Below are 17,559 nucleotides of genomic sequence, written 5' to 3' on the forward strand. Positions count from 1 at the left end.
TATCAAACCCTCCCCGCGGCTCGAAATGCGTTGCGCATGAGCAGCATGTTGGTGACCGATCCGACACCACCCGGTACGGGTGTAATGGCGCCCGCGACCTCCTGGACCTCGTCGAAGGCAACGTCGCCCACCGTCTTCTTCTTGGGACGGCCGCGGTCGTCCAGCACGGGCTGACCCGCGCCGTCCACAACCGGCTTCATGTTGATGCCCACGTCCACGACGATGGCGCCCGGTTTGACCATCGCAGCGGTTATGAACTCGGCCTTACCCATGGCGACGATCAGGATGTCGGCCCTGCGCGTGTGCGCGGGCAGGGTACCGGCCTTGGAAGTGAAGGAGTGCACGGTGGTGACCGTCGCGTTTCGCTCCAGCGCAAGGAAGTACGCTGGCTTGCCCACGATGTTGCTGCGTCCTACTATGACCAGCTCCTTGCCCTCGAAAGCCGTCTTCGGATCCAGCCCCTTGCGGGCGTAAAACCGCTCCAGCAGGACATAGCAGGCCCATGGGGTGGCGGGGTAGACCAAGGGCTGCCCCAGGGACAGGCGGCCGGCGTTGATCGCGTGCAGGCAATCAATGTCCTTGGCAGGGTCCATCGCATCGAGCACGGGCGCCTCAGGTATACCTTTGGGGAATGGCCGCAGCGGGAGGATACCGTGCACCGTTGGGTCCTGGTTGAGCGCGTGCATACCACCCAGAACGTCAGACGGCGTGGCCTCTGCCGGTAGCGAGACGTCCCTGTAGGCCAGCCCTATCTCTGCCGCGGTGCGCTCTACCTGGCGCCGGTACATCTTCGCGCCGTAGTCATCTCCGACCAGAAGCGTGGCCAGGCCCGGATTGCGCCCCCCCGCCTGCATCCGGGCGATCTCGACCTTGAGTTCGGACTTGATCTCCTCGGCGATAGCGTTGCCGTCAATGATCTCTGCCATCGGCGCTCACCCAAGCCTCTCGTAGGTGATCTTCAACACCTCGTCGCGCACCGCCCGTATGCCTTCCAGGCTGGCTTGGATCCCTGCCCACAGCGGACCGGTGAACGAGGGATCACCGATCGGCCCCAGGTTGATCTTGACGTTGAGGGCGGCGCTCTGCGCCCCTGAGTCGGCCAGCAGCGCCGCGATGGCGGCGTCGGTGATAAGCTGCACGTTGCCCTTCTCGGTCACGACTTTGCTCCAGCGGGCCACCTCTTCGCACAGGCGGATCACCCCGGCCGGAACCGCGGAGGCCTCGCGCAGGGCCTGCCGGATTGCCGCCTTGCGGGCAGCCTTCTGCTCATCGGTCTCGCGGGGCATCTTGTAGGCCTCCATCACCCGTCGGAACGACTCGGCGTCCTGATCAATGGCCGCCAAGAACTCCCCTCGCAGCGCGTCGGCCCGATCCCTGGCCTGCTCCATCTCCGCCTGGACCGCCGCGTACTTCTCCCTGCCTACGGTCAGGTTGGCCACCATGCTGATCAGCGCGGCGCCGGTGGCCGCGGTCAGCGCGGCCGCAGCCCCGCCTCCCGGCTCCGGGGCGGCCGAGGCCAGCTTGGCCAGAAACTCATCGATTGGCATGTCCGGGTACATGTCTACCTCCCTGTGATCAGATCTCGGCACCGCTGCCGGTGAGTCCCCTCATCTGGAGCAGCGGGCGCGGATCGGTCATCAGACCCTCAAGACCCGCAGCACGCTCCTGGAGGCCAAATGCAATTGCCATCAGTTGAGTGAAGTAGAAGGCCGGCATGGGTGGCAGACCGGCGGCGCGCGCCGCCTCTTCCTGCCGGGCGTCAAGGTTATTGTGACAGAGAGGGCAGGCTACCGCCAACGCCTCTGCGCCGGCGGCCTGAGCGTCCCGCAAGATGCGCCCCGTCAGTTCGATAACCAGTTCAGGGCGCACGACCGCGTGTCCCGCCCCGCAGCACTCGGTCTTGTACGACCAGGGGACCGGAACCCCGCCCAACGCCCGGATCAGATGATCCATCTCCATCGGATACTCGGGGCGCGCTGCGCCGGTGACCGCGGGCGGTCGCGTGAGCAGGCAGCCGTAATAGCAGGCCACCCGCATGCCCCGCAGCGGACGCTGGACCCTGGCACGGACCGACTCCACCCCGCCTTCCAGGAAGGTGTGCAGCAGGTGCTGCACGCGCAGCGCCTGCGGAGCCTGGTCCGCGGCCTCCACCTGGGCATGACGCAGCCGGGAGAAGCAGGCGGCGCAGGGCGCGGTTACGGCGGCGTGCCCTGCCCGGGCGGCAAGGCTCAGGTTGGCCAGCGGTAGCTCCAGGGCTAGCTCGGCAGAAGTCTGGTGCCCCGCGGTGGCCCCGCAGCACCGCCACCCGCTGATCTCTCGCAGCTTCACCCCGAGCTTGGCGGCCACCGCGCGCGTGGAGGTGTCGTACTCCCTCGCGCTGCCGTGCAGCGCGCACCCGGGGTAGTATGCGATCTCGCCCGTTTCCGCCTGTTTGTCCGAGGGGCGACCGGGTAGGTCGGGCACCAGTCGAAGCTTGCCCGCCTTGAGCATGCGGAGCGCGAACTTCATCTGGCGGAGCGGCTGGCGCATCCGGAGATTGACCTCTGCTCCCACGCCCGCTTCAAACAGCCGCCCGAACAGGCGGATGCTGCGAACCGCTGCCTGCGTGAAGATCAGCGCCTCGGGCACGCGCGCGGGAATGCGCCGTCGCGCGGCGACGATCCGCAGCGCATCCATAACGCGGGCCACGTCAATCCCCTGGGGGCAGCGCGCTGTGCACGACTGGCAGGAAGCGCACAGCCAGAAGGTGTTGCTCCGCAGCAGCCGTTCGTCAACCCCAAGCTGCAGCGCGCGCATCGCGGCGTGCGGCGCCAGGTCCATCTCCGCGGCCAGCGGGCATCCGCTCGTGCACACCTTACACTGGAAGCAGAGTGGGATATCCTGGCCGCTCTCCTGCCGGACCTCGTGGGCAAGCGTAGAACGGGTCATGGAACGGGTTGCGGTTGGCATCGTCACAGATCTGCTCCGGTCCGCGCCCGCTTAATCGGCGTCGGGCCCAGCGCGGTTATGCGCTCGGTCATCTCTCGGGCTATCTCGGCAAACCGCGGGCCCTCGGCCGAGGAGAGATTGAACATCTCCAGGCGCTGCCCACCGATGCCAACCGCGTCGAGGCGCTCCTTGAGGTACCGCACCCGTGCCTTGGCGTGGTAGTTGCCTACCTGGTAGTGGCACTGCCCTTCTAGGCACCCTGCCACGAACACCCCGTCGGCCCCGGCCTCAAAGGCGCGCAGGATGTAGATGGGGTCAATTCCGCCGGTGCACGGCAGCAGAACCACCTTCACATTGGGGGGATAGGCCAGACGCATTACGCCCGCCAGGTCGGCGGCGGCGTAGGCGCAGTAGAAGCAGCAGAAGGCCACGACCTCCACCCCGGCCGGGGCGGCCTCGGCCTCCGTTGGGGCCTGGGCAACGTCAGTTGACACGAACGACCTCCATCTCGCCCAGCAGCGCGGTAATCTTGGCGAGCATCTGGTCTCGCGAGTAATGCCCCAGGCTGAGCGCGCTACCCGGACATACCGTCACGCACAGGCCGCAGCCCTGGCAGCGGGTGGGTTCAATGACGGCGATGCCGTCGGCATCAAACGATATTGCGTCGTAGGCGCACACCCGGAGGCAGGTGAGGCAGGTTGTGCAGCGGTCGCGGTCTACCGCGGTCACAACGCCGCCGACCTCCAGGCTGTCGCGCCACAACAGGGTACTGGCCCGGGCGGCCGCGGCCAGGGCCTGGGCGATCGCCTCGTCCAGCGGCTTGGGGTAGTGAGCGCCTCCGCAGAGGAACAGCCCCTCGCTGGCGAACTCCGCCGGCCGCAGCTTCACATGGGCCTCCAGGAAGAAGCCGTCCGCGGACGCCGGCACCTTGAATATCGTGGTTAGGTCGGACGCGCCGTCCGAAGGCACTTGAGCCGGCGCCACCACCAGCAGGCCGGCGTCCAGGGTTATCTCCTCGCCGAGCGCCTGGTCTCGCACGGTGACGGTTGTGGCCTCGGGAGTGCGCGTGATCTGCGGGGGCTCCTCGGCCGAGTGGCGGAAGACCACGACCCCGGCCTCCCGCGCCTGGGTGAACAGCTCCTCGGAAAACCCGTAGGTCCGGATCTCGCGGGCGATGATCGTGACAGGAACCTCGGGGTTCGCCCGCTTGAACGCCAGTGCGGCGGCAAGGGACTGGGCGCAGCAGGTGCGGCTGCAGTAGAAGGGCATGCGGTCCCAGGGGCCGGCGCACAACAGCATGACCACCGATGCCGGAGTCTCCGGAGGCGACCCGCCACCGATCATGAGGCGCGCCTCAAACTCCGAGAGCGTCACCACGCGTGCGTCCTCACCGGCCCCGTAGACCGCGGGCTTCCACTCCTGCAGGCCGGTGGCGATGACGGTCACCCCGTGCCCGAAGCTGTGATCTCCATCCGGGCCTGCCACGGTGGTTTCGAAGTTGCCGACCGTGCCGTGGGATGAGACAACCCTGCATCCGGTCAGAACCCTCACGCGCGGATGGCCGGTCACCCGCTCGACCAGTTCCCGCAGCGAATCAGCGGCCGGCACGCCGCCCCAGGTAAGGAGCGGTGCGCGCAGGCGGCCGCCCAGCTCCTGCGACCGCTCCACCAGCACCACCGGGAATCCCTGCTCGGCCAGGTTGAGACTGGCGGTCAGACCTGCCACACCACCGCCGATCACCAGCGCCTCATCTCGCATCGGCACCAGCACCTTGTGCAGCGGGGCCAGGCGGCCGGCCCGGGCGACCGCACCTGTAATCAGCGCGCGCGCCTTCTCCGTGGCGCCGGAGGGATCGTCGCGGTGCACCCAGCTGCACTGGTCGCGGATGTTGGCCATCTCGAACAGGTAGGGGTTGAGCCCGGCCTCGCGCAGCGTCTCTCGGAAAATGGGCTCGTGCGTACGCGGGGTGCAGCTCGCCACCACCACCCGGTTGAGGTGCTCCTCGATTACTGCCTCCTTGATGCGGATCAGGGTGTCGGCCGAGCAGGTATAGAGCGACGTCTCGGCCAGGACCACGCCCGGCAGCGTCCTGGCGTGGGCGGCCAGGCCGACCACGTCCACCACGCCGGCGATGTTCGACCCGCAGTGGCATACGAAGACGCCGACCCGCGGCTCCGGATCCAGCAACATCTCGGGAGGATAGACCTTGGGAACGATCTGGGTCCCCCGGGCCGATCCGATGACGGCCATCGCAGCGGCGGCCGCGCCGCTGCCGTCCACAACGGAGTCCGGGATGTCCCTGGGCCCGCGGAATCCGCCGGCCACGAACACACCGCTCCGGCTGGTCTCCATCGGCGCGGAGGGCACCGTGGCGGCGAATCCGTGCTCGTTGAGCGCTACTCCCGCGGCACGGGCCAGCGCGTCGGCGCCCTTGGGCGGGGTCAAACCCACCGCCAGCACGACCAGGTCGGCCTGTTCTTCGCGCACAACCCCGTTCTCCTCTACCCTGAAGACCAGCGACCGGGTGTGCGGATCCTCACGAATGGACGCCACGCGCGTGCGCACGTAGCGGACGCCGTTACGCTTGGCCCGTTCGAGGTAGGCGTCGAAACCCTTGCCGAAGGCGCGCATGTCCGCGTAGTAGATCGTGCACTCTGCCTCGGGAAGGTGCTCTCGGGCCAGGATCGCCTCCTTGGTGGCGTACATGCAGCACACCGAGGAGCAGTAACGGTTTTGCTGGTCGCGCGATCCCACGCACTGCAGGAAGGCGATCCTGCGGGGTTCCGCGCCGTCAGAGGGTCGGGTGACGTGGCCCTGCGTCGGTCCCGACGCGGAGAGGAGCCGCTCGAACTGCGGCCCGGTCAGGACATTCGGGAAACGGCCCACGCCGTAGGCATCTGCGTGCGCTGCGTCGAACGGCTCGATACCAGGCGCCAGTACCACGGCACCGATGCGCAGCGTCTCCACGCGTTCGGTTTCGGCATGGTTGATCGCCTCGCGGCGGCACGCCTGCACGCACGCCAGGCACTCGGCGCACACGCCGCAGGCCAGGCAGCGCGCTGCTTCCTGGCGCGCCTCCTCCTCGGTCAACCCTTCGTCCACCTCGACGCATGAGGCGCGCCGCACCCCCGGAGGGAGCTCGTGGACGCCGGAGCGAGGCTGCAACCGTATCTGCCCACGCAGCAACCGATCCTCGACCTCGTCCAGGGTGAGCTTGGCCACCGTAGTCTGAGGGTCGGCTTCCAGGGCCGTCCCGCGCAGGTAGGCGTGGATACCGCGCGCCGCCCGCGCTCCGGCTGCGATCGCGTCCACCACGAACGCGGTGCCGGTGACCAGGTCCCCGCCCGCGAACAGACCGGGGTAGCCCGCGGACTGGGAGTCCGCTTCCACCTGCAACGATCCCCACGGCGTGATGGCGATGCCGGGCAGGCCGGAGGTGAGCTCGGTCTGTGGCGCCAGGCCGATCGCGAAGATGACCGTGTCCGCCTCCAGCACATGCTCGCTGCCCTCGGCGAGGTCGAGGTGCAGGCGCCGCGCCTCGTCAAAGCGCATGGAACGTACCTTGCGGCACTCCATGCCCGCCGCGCGGCCGTCCTGTTCCAGCACTCGGACGAAAGACGTGGACGGGTGGACGCGAATGCCTTCTTCCTCGGCCGCGGCGATCTCCCAAGCATGGGCCGGCATCGCCTCGCGCGCCTCGGGGCAGGCCACGTGCACCTCGGCGCCCAGCCGCACGCACGTCCTGGCAACGTCGAAGCCCACGTTGCCTCCTCCCAGAACAAGCACCCGCCGGCCCAGTGAAACGGGCTGGCCCAGGCGGGCGTTCTGCAGTACGTCGGTGCTGACCAGCACGCCCGGCAGGTCTGCCCCGGGGATGGGAAGCTTCCGGGCCCGGTGGGCGCCGGTGGCCAGGAAGATGGCGTTGAACCCTTCGGCAAACAGGTCGCGCACGTGCTCCAGGCGGCTGTTGCACCGGATATCAACGCCCAGCCCGGCTATGTCGGCGATCTCCCGCTCGATGATCGGCGTGGGCAGGCGGTGCTCCGGGATTCCAACCCGCATCATCCCGCCGGCTGCGGGCAGGGCCTCGAACACGGTCACCCGATATCCTTTTACGGCAAGATCGCGGGCAGCGGTGAGACCGGCAGGACCTGAGCCTACAACGGCCACGCGCTCGGGGTGCACCGGTTCGACCTGGGCCTCGGGCTCGCGCGGCCGGGCATACGCCCAATCGGCGACGAATCGCTTCAGCGCCGCGAGGTTCACGGCTCCGTCCACCTGGCTGCGGGAGCAGGCGTCCTCGCACCGGTGGTTGCAGACGCGGCCGCAGATCCCAGGGAAGGGGTTCTCCATCCGGATTACCCGGAATGCCTCTTCATAGCGCCCCTGAGCCACCAGCGCCACGTACCCCTGCGCCCGCTGATGAATGGGGCAGGCGTCGCGGCAGGGTGCGGAACCCCGCTTGTCAATCGCGTAGGCGCCCGGGACGGCTTGGGCGTAGGAGCGGTAGATCGCGGTACGCGGGGCCAGTCCGGCGTTGAACTCGCTGGGCACGCCTATCGGACACGCCGTGGCGCAGTCGCCGCACGCCGTGCAGCGAAGCGGGTCCACGAAGCGCGGGCGATGCCGGATGGTCGCGCGGAGATCGCCTGCGCTTCCCTCCAGACCCTCCATCTCTGAGAGGGTGTGGAGCTCGATGTTGGGATGAAGCCTGACGCCGGAAAGCTTGGGCGACAGGATGCACATCGCGCAGTCGTTCGTGGGGAAAGTCTTGTCGAGCGTGGCCATGCGGCCGCCGATGGCCGGACCGCGCTCCACCAGGTGCACCTTGATGCCGGCGTCGGCCAGATCCAGCGCGGCCTGGATCCCGGCGATCCCGCCGCCGACCACCATCGCCGCGCCCACAACGGCGTCGGGGCCCTCCGTGGCGACCTCGGCCTCGCCGCCGCGCTCCTCAGGCACGGGTGGGGAGATGCGCACCAGGCTGTCCAGCAACTCGATCTGGTCCGCCAGCCGCTGGCGGCACCGTTCAAGAATGTGCCGCTGATCCTCGGTCAGGTCGCCGGCCGTTCCTGCCAGCATGGCCTCCAGGTAGCTGGTCACCCTGGCAGCGGGAGAGCGCAGATCATGGGTGGCCACTGCCTGCATCTGTGTGAGGCGGGTGCGGATGTTCGCCATACGGTACTCTACGAGATCCACCAGCCCGGCCATGATGGGATAGCCGATCTCCCAGTCCAGAGACATCAACCTGCGCAGTACAGAACCGCTGAAGGCGACCAAGACGGTGGGCTCCACGCACACCGCGGACATCGTCAACACGAACGGCGGCACCAGAGCGGACCAGCCAAGGCTCTCGCCTGCTCCCAGCACGGACACGACCACCGACCTGGGCAGTTCCTCTCCCTGCTCAGGGGCCCGCATCTCCAGAGCCACCCTGCCCTGATGGATAACACAGAAGTCGCGCGCCTCCCCACCCTCGGAGAAGACGCGCTCACCGGCCTGAAAGGAGACAACGGTCCCCAGCGAGGCCACCAGGTCGCGGGCCGACGGCCCAAGCCCTCCGAACAGGGCGCACCGGTCCAGAGCATCGCGTTGGATCATCTCAGGCCGCATCCCCCTACCCCACCGGCGGCCTATCAGCAGTTGAAACCAGACCGGTCAAGGCCTTGGGCAGCGTAAAGGCAAACACCGTACCGCACGCCTCTCCCGGCGGGGGGCTCTCCACCCAGATCTGACCCTGGTGGGCCTCGACGATCTTCTTGACGAGGGACAGGCCCAGTCCCAGCCCCTTAGATTGGGCCTTCTGCCCCCGGTAGAACTCGTCGAAGATCCGGGGGAGTTCGGATGCAGGAATCCCGATCCCGGTGTCGCGCACCCGCACCTGAATGTGGCGCCCCTGATCGCAAACAAGCACGACGACCTCTCCGCCGGCGGGTGTGAACTTGACCGAGTTGTCCAGAAGGTTGGTGAAGACCTCCTGGATTCTAATCGGCGCCAGGTGGAGCAGAGACAGGTCTGAGGGCATCTCCACACGCACACGCACGCCCTTCTCCTGCGCAGCGCCACTCACGTTCTCCAAGGCCTTCTCGATCACGACCTGCACGGACGTCGGGGTGATCTCCGCGGAGAAGTCGCCAGTCTCGATCCGGGAGACCCTGAGCAGGCCGTTGATGAGTTCAATCAGCTCCTGCACACGGATGCTGCACCGGCCGAGCATCTCCCGCTGCTTGTCCGGGACATCACCCGCGTAGCCGCACAGAATCACTTGTAGATAGCTCTCCACGGCCGCCAGGGGTGCCTTCAGCTCGTGGGACACCAGCGCGATCACGAAGCTCAACTTGGACCTGGCCTCCATCAGGCGGTTCCCCACGAGCTGTGCCAGCCCGCGCAGCAGCAGGGTCCCGGCCCGAGGGTCATCCGCGATCAGGCGCTCCAGCGCCTCGCGCTCGAACGCCACGACCGTCGTGGCTTGAATCGCCACGGCCGACATGGTGCGGGTATGGGGAGGCACAATCGCGGACCAGCCAAAACAGTCAGGGGGACTCAGCACCGCGGCAAAGGTGCGCCGCTCGCCGGCTTCGGTCCTGCCGATCTGAAGGTCCATCTCAAGGGCTACGCGCCCCTCCTTGATGACGCACAGGTGCGTGGCACCCTCCCCTTCCTGGAAGATCCGCTGTCCAGGCGCGTAGGACCGCTCCTCGCCCAGCGCGGCCAGACGGCGCAGCAGCGCCGCGGGTAGATCCCTGAACAGGAACGCGCGTTCCAGTGCTTCCAGGTTGACCATGCTACACCACTCCCTGAGCTGCCAGGCCGCCGGCCTCCAACACCCGCGGAAGGAGGTGATCCCATCCCATGGCCATCAGGTGGATACCCTGGCACAGCGGCCGGAGCTGCCGGGTCAGCTCCGCGGCAACGCCCACGCTAGCTCCCTGGCGATCCTTGGCGGTTTCCATAACCTCGATCAGGCGGTCGGGAACGTGCACGCCCGGAACGTTCCGGTTCATAAACCGGGCCATGCCGGCGGACTTAAGCATGATGATCCCGGCAAAGACCGGCTTGCCCATGGGACCGGCCGCTTCCATGAAGCGGGCGAACGCGTCCGGGTCGAAGATGGCCTGAGTCTGGAAGAACTCGGCGCCGGCCTGCGCCTTCTTCTCCATCTTGAGCAGCTGGGGCTCCACCGGATCCGCGCCGGGGCTGACGACCGCGCCCAGGAAGAAGTTGGGCGCACCGTCCAGCTTCTTGCCCGCCATGTCCTGACCCGCCACCAGCCCGGCCGCAGCCCGCAGCAGGGAAACCGAGTCCAGGTCAAAAACAGGCTTGGCCTGCGGGTGATCACCCAGCTTAACGTGGTCACCGGTCAGGCAGAGAACGTTCTCAATACCCAGCGCCGCCGCGCTTAAAAGATCTGACTGCAGGGCGATCCGGTTCCGGTCGCGGCAGGTGACCTGGAAGATGGGCTCGAGGCCCCGCTCTTTGAGCAGGTAGCAGAGCGCCAGGGATCCCAGGCGCATCACCGAGCTCTGCTGGTCGGTAACGTTGAACGCCTGCACACGCCCCCGCAGGTGCTCGGCCTCTGCGATGGCTCCTGCCACATTTGTGCCCTTGGGCGGGGAGGCCTCGGCCGTCACCACGAACTGGCCTTGAGCCAGGGCCGCTCGCAGGGTCATGGTGTCCCCGTCCCTCCTTCCGCCCGGCCGTGACGCGAGAGCAGCCGTTCCACCCGGGCGAGAAGCACGCCTGGAGGAGCCGGCTTGTCAAGGTAATCCTCTGCCTCCAGGCCGAACCCGGCGCTGACCGGAAGGTCGGTGTCCCCACGCCGATCGGCGAACGACGTAAGCATCAGAACCGGAACCGCGGCCAGCGCCGGATCCCGCTTGATCTCCTCGCAGACCGTAAAACCGTCTTTGAACGGCATGATCACATCCAGGATGATCAGGTCGGGCGGATCCTGGCGTGCCAGGCGCAGCCCTTCCACACCGTCGAGGGCCGCGGTCACTTTGTAGGCACTGCTCTCCAGCACCGTACGGGTAGCCTCCACAAGATCGGCATCGTCGTCAATCAACAGGATGTGTTTGGGGTCTCCGGCCAAGGCCCTACACCTCTCCCGGGTTGCCGGCCCGCTTGCCGCGCCGCTCCAGCACCTTGCCGACGCGGTGCAGCAGTTCCACCGGCTTCACCGGCTTCTCGACATAGTCGTCCACGTCCATGGCCAGCCCGGTTTCCAGCTCGTACCTCCGCCGGCTGGCTTCTTCACCGACTGCCGTGAAGATAACTATCGGAATGGACGCCCAGCGGGGCTTCTCCTTCAGCGCCCGCACCACGCCGTATCCGTCCAGCCTGGGCATCAGCATGTCCAGGATTATCAGGTCGGGCACTTCCCGGCGGACCCTCTCGAGCCCCTCCTCGCCGTCGGGCGCTGTCTCCACTTGATAGCCCGCGGCCTCCAGTACCATCCGGACAACCACCGTGATGTCCGGGTCGTCATCCACCACCAAGATCCGATGTTGCATTCAGCCCAGCCCCCCTTCCCACGCCTCCGGGGATGTCGTCATATCAGCGGCCGCGGCAGGAGCCCGGCCCGCTCCGTCAGGATCGGGACGACGTCCTCCCACCCCACCGCCATAATGTGCACGCCCCGAACGCCCGGTATCTCGCGCGCGGCGTCGATTAGTTCCACGGCGATGGCCATCCCTTCGGCCTTGGGATCCGCGGCGTCCTCCATCCGAGCGATGATGGCATCGGGCACAGTTATACCCGATACGTAGTCCCGCATGTAGCGGGCCGTGCCGACCGACTTCAAGGGTACGATTCCGGCCATGATGGCGGTCTGCTCGTGGAGCCCCCGCGCCCTCACCTGGGCCATCCAGCGTCCGAAGATTTCGAGGTCGAAGACGGCCTGTGTCTGGATGAAATTGGCGCCTGCGCGCACCTTCTTCGCCAGGCGGACGACCCGATACGGCAGCGGGTCGGCGAATGGGTTGGCCGCGGCCCCGATGAACATCGGGATGTCTCCGGTGAACTCGTCGCCGCCCTGGAACCTGCGCGTGTCCCGCATGCCGGCCAGCACCTGGATGAGCTGGATGGAGTCGAGATCGAAAACGTTCTTGGCGCCTGGGTGGTTGCCGAACTGCTGGTGGTCTCCGCTCAAACACAGGAAGTTGCGCACGCCCGCACCCGCGGCGCCCAGGACGTCCGACTGCAGGGCCAGACGGTTCCGGTCGCGGCACGTCATCTGCATCACCGGGTCCAAACCCATCCGGCGCAGGTGGATCGCGCACGCCAGGCTGGACATGCGCACGATGGCGGTCTGATTGTCGGTCAGGTTCACGGCGTCGCAACAGTGCCTGAGGATCTCTGCCTTGCGCTCCACCACGCCCAGGTTGGTGCCTTTGGGCGGACCCAACTCGGCGGTCACGGCGAACCGCCCGGCAGACAGCACCGCTTCCAAATTGCTGCCGGCGGGCATGGTTCCTACACCTCCTCCTCGACCATCTCGCGCAGGTCGGGCCGCACGATCCGGCGCGGTCCGCCCGAGTGGCTCGCCTTCCAATCCCGGACCGGAATGATCTCCTCCAGTTGCTCCACGCGGCCCTGCTGCATCAGGCGATCGTAGATCAACACCCAGGCACAGGGGTTCTCCGGGGAAATCTCGCAGTGCCCGTCCTGGGGGCCCCCGCAGGGGCCGTTCAGGAGGCTCTTGGCGCACCGGGCCACCGGACAGATCCCGCCCGTCCGGTGCAATAGGCAGTCGCCGCAGGCCATGCAGCGCTCTTCCCAGATCCCCGGAGCCTCGGTGAGCCCCATAAAGGTGGTGTTGAGCCCTGGGAGCACCACCACTCCCGGGTAGCGTTCCCCGATTCCCTGCACGCCCACGCCGCACCCCAGCGACAGCACCGCCTCGGCCCGGCCTACAGCTTCGCCGACCTGGTCCAGGAACTCCCACTCGCACTGCCGTTGAACCACGGCTTCCTCGATTTCGATCTCCTGCCCCAGCGCCGACCGCAGCGAGGTGGCGAGGAGCCCTACTTCCTTCTCTCCGCCCGCAAAGCAGACGGTGGTGCACGTCCCGCAGCCGAGCACCAACAGGCGGCGGAACCCGCGCGCCATCTGGCGGATATCCTCCAAGGGTTTCTGCTGTGCAACGATCACGGCTGAACCACCATCCTCATCGGGCCAGCGCCTCCATCATCGGTCGGACTGCCACCAGGTGTTTCCCGAACCCCAGGCGGCGCGGGCTGGCTCCCAGCGCCAGCGCGGTCAGCTGAGTGAAGAACACCACGGGTAGCAGCCTATCGAATCCCGCCCGCTCGGCCGCGGCACCCTGGAGCAGGTCCAGGTTGAGCTGGCACAGCGGACACGCGGTGGCGATGCAGTCGGCGCCAGCGCGATGCGCCTGCACCAGGATCCGTTGAACGAGGTCCCCTGCCAGTTCGGGGGCGGTGGCGGCCAGGCTGGCACCGCAGCACCAGGTCTTTCCCTGCCAGTCGGCCACTTCGGCGCCGCAGGCCCTGAGCACGCGCTCCATGATACCCGGGTTCTCCGGGTCGTCTATGCCGCCGGACCTGGGTATCCGCACGAGCAGGCAGCCGTAGTAGCATGCCACCCTGAGCCCGGCCAGGGGACGGCGGATCCGCCCTGAGAGGTCGGTCTCATCCAGAACCGAGAGCAGGTGACGCACCCTGACCCCACCGTGGTAGACCACGCCCTGCTCCGCGGCGGCTCGCGTCATGGCTTCCGAGGTGCTCATCTCGTGCTCTGCCTGCACCAGCCGGTGGTGACAGGCGGCGCACGCGGTCAGCACGTCGGCCCCCAGGGCCTCGGCGATCGCGAGGTTGCGGGCAGGAAGCAGGACCGCCAACTCCGGGTCAACGAAGTGGGCCGAGCTGGCCCCGCAGCAGTTCCAGTCGGTCAGTTCCTTCACCTGGAGCCCCAGGGCGCGCAGCGTCTCGTGCACGGAAGCCAGGTAGGCGGCTCCGGTGCTGAGCAGCGAGCACCCCGGGTACAGCGCGAGCGGTCTCTCCCCTTCCACCTGCATCACCGTCCACCCCGTTGCCCAATGGCCCGGAACAGGCGGCGCACCTCACGGCGCCGCCGGATAAAGTGAGGCCACAGGGCCAGCCTGCCGTGCCGCATGAGGGCCAGACCGGTGGGCAGATCCTCTCGCAGCTTTCCCTGCTGCAGGCTGAAACCGGCCGAGAGCAGTCCCTCGTGGGCTCGGCCGAACAGCCTCACTGTGCGCAGGAACCACTGGTGAAACCGTTGGATGTCCACCCTGGGAACCGGCCCACCCCTGGCCAGGCCCGCCTGGCGCACCGCGTCCATCACCCGCGATACATCTATCCCGTTCGGGCACCGCACAGCACAAGTTACGCAGCCGACGCAGAGGTATGGCGCGGTGGCCCCAAGCACCCGCTCCTGGAGCCCGAGCTGAACCGCCTTAATCAGACGGCTCGGCAGCATGTCCATCGCCGGAGCCAGGGGGCAGCTACCGGTGCAGATGCCACAACCGAAGCAGAGCCCAACGCGCTCTCCGCTGGCTGCCTCAACTACCGACGCCCAGGCAGGGTCCATCCTGTAGGGTAGCGCCCGCGCCTCAGGCGGTTGCATGCGCCGTCACCTTCGATGCTTCCCCGCTCTCCTGGGCCACGTCATCGCAACTTGCGCGCAGGAGCCGACCGAGCTTGTGCCAATCAACCGGGGCCAGCGACGCCACATGGATGGCATTGGGATCCAAACCCAGCGTGCCCGCCAGTGCGCAGGCACGCTCTACCATCCTGCGGGCCGTGGCAGGCCCGACCAGGTGCTCGCAGCTACGGTCGTAGCAGCCGCAGAGGAGGACCTGCCGGGCCCCGGCCGCCAGCGGCCGTACGCAGTGAACCGCCTCCAGGCGGCCCAGACAGGGCACCGGCACCACCAGGACCTGAGCCGGGTATGACAGGCGCAGCCTGCCCATAGCCTGGAGTGCAGGGACGGCCGAGTTCGCGCAGGCGAAAACGACCACGGGGCGGCCGTCCAAGGGGGGTCCGTTCATCAGGGCGTCCAGCTCCGCCAGGAGCTTGCGGTTGGGGCTCTCCGTGATCTGGATCGCGCCCGAAGGACAGGCCGCCGCGCAGACACCGCACCCCTGGCAGGCAGCGGGCAGCACGCGCATGGTCTGGCCCAAGGCGGTGGTCACCGCCTGGTGGGGACAGACGCGCAGACAAGTAAGGCAAAAGGCGCACCGGTCCGTGTCCACTGATGCCCGAGCTGATAACGCTATCACACCCGGTGCGGCGACCGAGAGCGCGGCCATCGCCGCGGCCTCCCCCTGGCGAACTGCTTGATCGGTGGTGTACGGGCCGCGGGCCGGTCCGATAAGGAAGACACCGTTGCGTTCGGTCGCAACGGGCTCCAGAAGAACGCGCTCCCTAGGCGCCCAGCCACCCTTGCGGGGAGCCACGCCGAGTACCTCTGCCAAACCCCGCGCCCCCTGCAGCGCAGCGGTAGTACCACTGACGAGCACGTCAACGGTCTCGGTGACGGGTCCCAGGCCGGGCACCTCGAGCGTAACAACCCATTCACCGCCCACTTCAACTATCTGGGGAGGCCCTTCGTCCATCCGGATGAACGTGACTCCGGAACCGCGCGCCTCCCTGTAGAGTTCCTCCAGCCCGCGCCCGGCGACTCCGATGTCGCGAAAGAGCACCAGCACGCGGCACCCGCAGTCCCGTGCCAGGTGCAGGGCTGCCGAAAGCGTTGACTCGGCAACCGAAGGCCAGGGATCGCCCTCCAGCAGGAAGGCCACCCTCTGACCGGCCTGGGCCTCGGGCGGACCCGCGGAAGCATCGCCTGCCGCGATCACGGCGCCGACCGCTTGACACTCGACGCCCTGATCAGTTCGGATCCTGGCCCTGAACTCACCGGCCTGCCCCTCAAACCGCTCCAGAGTTCCACTGACTAGGATCGGCTCGCAGCCCAGTTCCCTGAGGCGGGCGGCCGCAGCCAGGGAACCCGGGCCGGTTCCCACGACGAGCACCCGCCCGGAGGGCCTCACCTCAACATCAGGTACCGGAGGCATGCTCTCTCTGATACCGGCCGCGGCCGCAGCCACCATCCTGAGGGCCTTGGCAGTGGCCTGATCAGGTCGGTTATGAACCCAGGCACATCCTTCCCGCAGATCCACCAGGCCCATCCGGTGCCCTGCGATTCCAGCGGCCTTGGACACCTCGGCGACCGCCTCCACCGCCGCAGGAATCCCGCACGCCGCCACTACCAAGCTGTCGGATGCGGTCTCGCGAAGCCAGGACGCGGCCTGCACGCGGCCCGCAGGCAGGCAGAGATCGTGGCTGACCAGCGCCGACGCAAAGTCCGGCGCCGCGGCGATGCGCGCCGTGTCGAGGCGGCCGCAAAGCGTGCCGCCGCAATCGCAGACCACCAGGGCCGTCCCAGAACCGTTCATGGCAGGCTCTCCAGGACCCGCAGGGCGGCACCCGCGGCCCTCAGACCCTCCCCCACTGCCTCTGGGATGCTGACCGGGCCTCCAGCGGCGCCCGCCGCCACAATCCCCGCCGGGAGGTCGCATAGGAAGCCTTCAGCGGCCGCCGGCATGCCGGCGGCTGCGCCGGGCGAATCCATGCCGACCGCCAGCACCACCAGGTCGAAGAGCTCCTGGCGTCTGGTGGCCGTGGCGACGTCCTCGAACGTCAGAAGCAGCCCCCCGGGCTCCGAAAGCACATCCGCAGGGATGCCGCGCACCAGACGGATCTCCGGCGGCAGGTCGTTGAAAAGGCGCGCGATCCCTGGAGCGCACCGCTGCAGGTCCATGAAGAAGAGGGTGGCCTCCAGACGCGGGAGTTCGCGTACCATGCGGCCGGCCAGGCGCAACGCGGTGGGGCAGCAGACCTGCGAGCACCAGCCCCTGCCGGCGGCCAGGTCCCGGGAGCCGACACAGTGCACGAACGCCACCCGCCGGCTGCCGGGCATCAGATGCGACAGGTATTCCGGTCCATGCTGCCACAGGCCCCTCTCGAGATCCATGGTGGTAATTACACCCGGAAGGCGACCGTAGCCGAACTGGCCCTTGCGCTCCGCCGGAAACGGCGCAAATCCGGTGGCTAGGACCACCACATCCGCCTGCACCGACTCCTCGAACGAGGCGTCATCCAAGAGGACTGCACCAAATGGGCACGCATCACGGCAGATCACGCAGTCCTCGCCCCGGGCGCGCAGGCACGCCTCCTGGTCCAGAACGTAGGCCAGGGGCAGCGCCTGGGGGTGGGGCTGGGCAATCGCGGCAACCGGACACACATCGGCACACCGGCCGCACCCGGTACAGTGCGATATGTCCACGCCCCGTGGCCGGTAGGCCAGGCGAACGGCGAAGCTGCCCGGCCCACCTTCGATCCTCAGAACCTGCGTGTCCACCCGCAGCGTTACGCCGGTGCCGGGTTGCATCGTCCGGCCGGACCGGGCTGCCAGGCAAACCCCGCACAGGTTACAGTCGGTTGCTGCCTTGCAGGCATAGCAGGCCGCCCATCCGCCGATCACCGGCCCTTGTTCGGCCAGCAGCACAGGAATCCCCCTGGCGGCCAGGGCCTGCGCCGCGGTCAGACCGGCGGGTCCGGCCCCCACCACCAACGCGGTGCGGGC

At 68.0% G+C, this 17,559-nt stretch carries 15 protein-coding genes; all 15 read right to left on the reverse strand.

All coding sequences use genetic code 11. The annotated features are described in order from the left end of the window. Positions 1-2: 2 nt before the first annotated feature. From RDU83_03035 to RDU83_03105, 15 genes are read right to left on the reverse strand one after another with little or no spacing between them, the layout of a single operon-like run. Positions 3-926, reverse strand: a complete 924-nt coding sequence (locus RDU83_03035) for a bifunctional 5,10-methylenetetrahydrofolate dehydrogenase/5,10-methenyltetrahydrofolate cyclohydrolase (protein ID MDQ7839986.1) — start codon at positions 924-926, stop codon at positions 3-5. Between the two features lie 6 nt (positions 927-932). Continuing rightward, positions 933-1,559, reverse strand: a complete 627-nt coding sequence (locus RDU83_03040; protein MDQ7839987.1) for a cyclodeaminase/cyclohydrolase family protein — start codon at positions 1,557-1,559, stop codon at positions 933-935. Positions 1,560-1,575: 16 nt separating this feature from the next. Further along, entirely contained in the window at positions 1,576-2,949 is a 1,374-nt protein-coding gene (locus RDU83_03045) for a heterodisulfide reductase-related iron-sulfur binding cluster (GenBank protein MDQ7839988.1), read from the reverse strand. Between the two features lie 2 nt (positions 2,950-2,951). Next, positions 2,952-3,368, reverse strand: a complete 417-nt coding sequence (locus tag RDU83_03050; protein MDQ7839989.1) for a hydrogenase iron-sulfur subunit — start codon at positions 3,366-3,368, stop codon at positions 2,952-2,954. A 43-nt stretch (positions 3,369-3,411) separates the two neighbouring features. Continuing rightward, complete coding sequence (locus tag RDU83_03055; protein MDQ7839990.1) at positions 3,412-8,529, reverse strand: FAD-dependent oxidoreductase; 5,118 nt, start codon at positions 8,527-8,529, stop codon at positions 3,412-3,414. 16 nt (positions 8,530-8,545) lie between these two features. Then, positions 8,546-9,712 (reverse strand): ATP-binding protein, encoded by a 1,167-nt coding sequence (locus tag RDU83_03060; protein ID MDQ7839991.1) that lies wholly within the window; start codon positions 9,710-9,712, stop codon positions 8,546-8,548. Between the two features lies 1 nt (position 9,713). Then, positions 9,714-10,598, reverse strand: coding sequence for a methylenetetrahydrofolate reductase (locus tag RDU83_03065; protein MDQ7839992.1), 885 nt, complete (start codon positions 10,596-10,598; stop codon positions 9,714-9,716). Beyond that, positions 10,595-11,020: a response regulator gene (locus RDU83_03070; protein MDQ7839993.1), complete on the reverse strand. Its 426-nt coding sequence runs from the start codon at positions 11,018-11,020 to the stop codon at positions 10,595-10,597. Before RDU83_03070 ends, RDU83_03065 begins: the two co-directional genes overlap by 4 nt. Positions 11,021-11,024: 4 nt before the next feature. Next, the gene (locus RDU83_03075) at positions 11,025-11,441 is read right to left on the reverse strand and encodes a response regulator (protein MDQ7839994.1); all 417 of its coding nucleotides are present in this window, start codon (positions 11,439-11,441) and stop codon (positions 11,025-11,027) included. A 38-nt stretch (positions 11,442-11,479) separates the two neighbouring features. Then, positions 11,480-12,397 (reverse strand): methylenetetrahydrofolate reductase, encoded by a 918-nt coding sequence (locus RDU83_03080; GenBank protein MDQ7839995.1) that lies wholly within the window; start codon positions 12,395-12,397, stop codon positions 11,480-11,482. 5 nt (positions 12,398-12,402) lie between these two features. Next, positions 12,403-13,080: a methylenetetrahydrofolate reductase C-terminal domain-containing protein gene (locus RDU83_03085; protein MDQ7839996.1), complete on the reverse strand. Its 678-nt coding sequence runs from the start codon at positions 13,078-13,080 to the stop codon at positions 12,403-12,405. 16 nt (positions 13,081-13,096) lie between these two features. Continuing rightward, positions 13,097-13,966, reverse strand: coding sequence for a CoB--CoM heterodisulfide reductase iron-sulfur subunit B family protein (locus tag RDU83_03090; protein ID MDQ7839997.1), 870 nt, complete (start codon positions 13,964-13,966; stop codon positions 13,097-13,099). Further along, complete coding sequence (locus tag RDU83_03095) at positions 13,966-14,538, reverse strand: 4Fe-4S dicluster domain-containing protein (GenBank protein ID MDQ7839998.1); 573 nt, start codon at positions 14,536-14,538, stop codon at positions 13,966-13,968. Before RDU83_03095 ends, RDU83_03090 begins: the two co-directional genes overlap by 1 nt. Continuing rightward, positions 14,525-16,369, reverse strand: a complete 1,845-nt coding sequence (locus tag RDU83_03100) for a hydrogenase iron-sulfur subunit (GenBank protein MDQ7839999.1) — start codon at positions 16,367-16,369, stop codon at positions 14,525-14,527. The genes RDU83_03095 and RDU83_03100 overlap by 14 nt, the downstream gene beginning before the upstream one ends. Next, positions 16,366-17,541, reverse strand: a complete 1,176-nt coding sequence (locus RDU83_03105) for an NAD(P)-binding protein (GenBank protein MDQ7840000.1) — start codon at positions 17,539-17,541, stop codon at positions 16,366-16,368. Before RDU83_03105 ends, RDU83_03100 begins: the two co-directional genes overlap by 4 nt. Between the last annotated feature and the right edge of the window lie 18 nt (positions 17,542-17,559).

It is taken from the genome of bacterium (genome assembly GCA_031082185.1).
Classification (GTDB): domain Bacteria; phylum Sysuimicrobiota; class Sysuimicrobiia; order Sysuimicrobiales; family Humicultoraceae; genus VGFA01.

What these genes read in the sequence shown, in the direction of transcription:
- RDU83_03075 (MDQ7839994.1), bottom strand. Translation starts at nt 11,441, where the DNA reads ATGCAACATCGGATCTTGGTGGTGGATGACGACCCGGACATCACGGTG.
- RDU83_03100 (MDQ7839999.1), bottom strand. Translation starts at nt 16,369, where the DNA reads ATGAACGGTTCTGGGACGGCCCTGGTGGTCTGCGATTGCGGCGGCACG.
- RDU83_03040 (MDQ7839987.1), bottom strand. Translation starts at nt 1,559, where the DNA reads ATGTACCCGGACATGCCAATCGATGAGTTTCTGGCCAAGCTGGCCTCG.
- RDU83_03045 (MDQ7839988.1), bottom strand. Translation starts at nt 2,949, where the DNA reads ATGCCAACCGCAACCCGTTCCATGACCCGTTCTACGCTTGCCCACGAG.
- RDU83_03060 (MDQ7839991.1), bottom strand. Translation starts at nt 9,712, where the DNA reads ATGGTCAACCTGGAAGCACTGGAACGCGCGTTCCTGTTCAGGGATCTA.
- RDU83_03065 (MDQ7839992.1), bottom strand. Translation starts at nt 10,598, where the DNA reads ATGACCCTGCGAGCGGCCCTGGCTCAAGGCCAGTTCGTGGTGACGGCC.
- RDU83_03095 (MDQ7839998.1), bottom strand. Translation starts at nt 14,538, where the DNA reads ATGCAACCGCCTGAGGCGCGGGCGCTACCCTACAGGATGGACCCTGCC.
- RDU83_03080 (MDQ7839995.1), bottom strand. Translation starts at nt 12,397, where the DNA reads ATGCCCGCCGGCAGCAATTTGGAAGCGGTGCTGTCTGCCGGGCGGTTC.
- RDU83_03035 (MDQ7839986.1), bottom strand. Translation starts at nt 926, where the DNA reads ATGGCAGAGATCATTGACGGCAACGCTATCGCCGAGGAGATCAAGTCC.
- RDU83_03090 (MDQ7839997.1), bottom strand. Translation starts at nt 13,966, where the DNA reads ATGCAGGTGGAAGGGGAGAGACCGCTCGCGCTGTACCCGGGGTGCTCG.
- RDU83_03055 (MDQ7839990.1), bottom strand. Translation starts at nt 8,529, where the DNA reads ATGATCCAACGCGATGCTCTGGACCGGTGCGCCCTGTTCGGAGGGCTT.